This is a genomic window from Rhodoferax ferrireducens (genome assembly GCF_049302455.1).
Lineage (GTDB): Bacteria > Pseudomonadota > Gammaproteobacteria > Burkholderiales > Burkholderiaceae_C > Rhodoferax > Rhodoferax ferrireducens_B.
In genome coordinates this window covers 1-2,248 of record NZ_JBAQMD010000086.1, presented here as the reverse complement: position 1 = coordinate 2,248, position 2,248 = coordinate 1, and the positions used below count along the sequence as shown (strand labels likewise).

Annotated in this window: 3 protein-coding genes; all 3 read left to right on the top strand. The window is 63.1% G+C overall.

Annotated elements, in window-relative coordinates; genetic code table 11:
* Window positions 1-462, top strand: a 462-nt coding sequence (locus WA157_RS15060; RefSeq protein WP_422621743.1) for a TolC family protein, incomplete at its 5' end; no start/stop codon positions are given.
* Between the two features lie 26 nt (window positions 463-488).
* Window positions 489-1,571, top strand: coding sequence for an HlyD family secretion protein (locus tag WA157_RS15055; RefSeq protein ID WP_422621742.1), 1,083 nt, complete (start codon window positions 489-491; stop codon window positions 1,569-1,571).
* Window positions 1,568-2,248, top strand: a 681-nt coding sequence (locus tag WA157_RS15050; RefSeq protein WP_422621741.1) for an ATP-binding cassette domain-containing protein, incomplete at its 3' end; no start/stop codon positions are given. The genes WA157_RS15055 and WA157_RS15050, both read left to right, overlap by 4 nt.

Here is a 2,248-nt window from a genome sequence, read left to right as displayed (position 1 = left end):
CTCGATGGCCTGTTCGATTCCGGCAGCCGCGCCTGGAGCTTTATGCCCAGCCTTTCCCTGCCGATTTTCGATGCCGGGCGCAACCGCGCCAACCTTGATTTGGCCGAAGTGCGCAGTAACTTGGCGGTGACGAATTATGAAAAGACCATCCAGGCCGCATTTCGTGATGTATCCGATGCCTTATCCGCCCGCCACTGGCTGACTGAGCAGGTGCGCATCGCACAGGCAACGCTGGCGGCGCAAACCGAACGTGCGCGGCTATCCCAGTTGCGCTATGACAATGGCAGCGCCCCTTATTTTGAAGTCCTGGATGCCCAGCGCGAGCTACTCACGGCCGAACAGCAACTGGTACAAACGCGCCGTGCCCTGCTCTCCAGCCGCGTCAGCCTGTATGCAGCGCTGGGCGGCGGCAGCCAGGAATTTGTCGCCCCGGTGGATACGGCAACCCGCCCGGCAAATTAAAACGACAGGACACACGAGAACTCACCATGAATCCATTAAGCCCTGCACTCAAGAAAAAACTGATCCTGGCCGCTGCGGCCATGGCCATTGCGCTGCTCGCCTGGGGCGTGTGGACGATGACCCGCCCGAAAGGCCTGGGCGAGGGGTTTGTCAGCGGCAATGGCCGCATTGAAGCCACCGAGATCGATGTCGCCACCAAGTATCCGGGGCGCGTGGTCGATATCTTTGCTCGCGAAGGCGACTTCGTGCAGGCAGGCCAGGTGCTGGCACAAATGCAGGTCGATGTGCTCACCGCCCAGCGCGATGAGGCGCGCGCCCAGCAGCAACAGGCGATTACCGGCGTGGCGAGCGCCGAAGCGCAAACCATGATGCGTGAAAGTGACCTGGCGGCGGCGCAAGCCGTCGTGGTGCAGCGCGAGAGCGAGCTGGATAACGCCAAACGGCGCCTGACCCGTTCGCAAACGCTATCGCGTGAAGGCGCGACATCCATCCAGCAACTCGACGACGACCAGGCCGCCGTGCGCAGTGCCGCAGCGGCATTGGCCGCGACTAGGGCGCAGGTGGCCGCCGCCCAGTCGGCCATTGTTGCGGCCAAATCGCAAGTCACCGGCGCACGCGCCACCGTCGAGGCCGCCACCGCGACGATTGCGCGCATCGAGGCGGACATCAAGGACAGCCAGCTCAAGGCGCCGCGCGATGGCCGCGTGCAATATCGTGTGGCCCAGCCTGGCGAAGTGCTGGGTGCCGGCGGCAAAGTGCTCAACATGGTGGACCTGAGCGATGTGTACATGACCTTCTTCCTGCCCGAGACGGTGGTCGGCAAAGTCGCGCTGGGCAGCGAGGTGCGTCTTGTGCTGGATGCCGCACCCGGCTATGTGATTCCCGCGCAAGTGTCGTTCGTCGCGAGTGTGGCGCAATTCACGCCGAAAACAGTGGAAACCGCGGTTGAACGGCAAAAGCTTATGTTCCGGGTGAAAGCCCGCATCGATCCGGAGCTGCTGAAAAAACACCTGCAGCAGGTCAAGACCGGCCTGCCCGGCATGGCCTGGATCAAGCTCGACCGGCAGGCCGAATGGCCACCCTCACTGGCGGTGAAGGTGGCTAAGTGAGATCTGTACTGCCCGGTGGTGCGCCCGTTGCGCGCCTTGCCGGTGTCAGTTTGCACTATGGAAAAACGATAGCGCTGGATGCCATTGATCTGGAAGTGCCCACCGGCTGCATGGTCGGTCTGCTGGGTCCCGATGGCGTCGGCAAGTCCAGCCTGCTGGCCCTGATTTCCGGCGCGCGCAAGGTGCAGCAAGGCACGGTGGAAGTGCTCGGCGGCGACATGCGGTCAAGACGCCACCGCGGCCGGGTTTGTCCGGCCATTGCCTACATGCCGCAAGGTCTGGGCAAGAATCTCTACCCGGCCTTGTCGGTCGAAGACAACCTGCAATTCTTCGGCCGCCTGTTCGGCCACGATGCGGCTGAACGCCGGCGGCGTATCGATGAACTGACGAAAGCGACGGGCCTCCATGCTTTCCTCTCTCGTCCGGCAGGCAAGCTGTCCGGCGGCATGAAGCAAAAACTCGGCTTGTGCTGCGCCCTGATCCACGACCCGGACATGCTGATTCTCGATGAGCCAACCACCGGGGTCGATCCGCTGGCGCGCACGCAATTCTGGGCACTGATCGACCACATCCGGCAGGATCGCCCGGGCATGAGCGTGATGGTCGCCACCGCCTATATGGAAGAAGCCGAGCGCTTCGACTGGCTGGTGGCGATGGATGCGGGCAAAATTCTGGCC

Coding starts and splice junctions, on each gene's coding strand:
- WA157_RS15055 (WP_422621742.1), top strand. CDS start 489: ATGAATCCATTAAGCCCTGCACTCAAGAAAAAACTGATCCTGGCCGCT.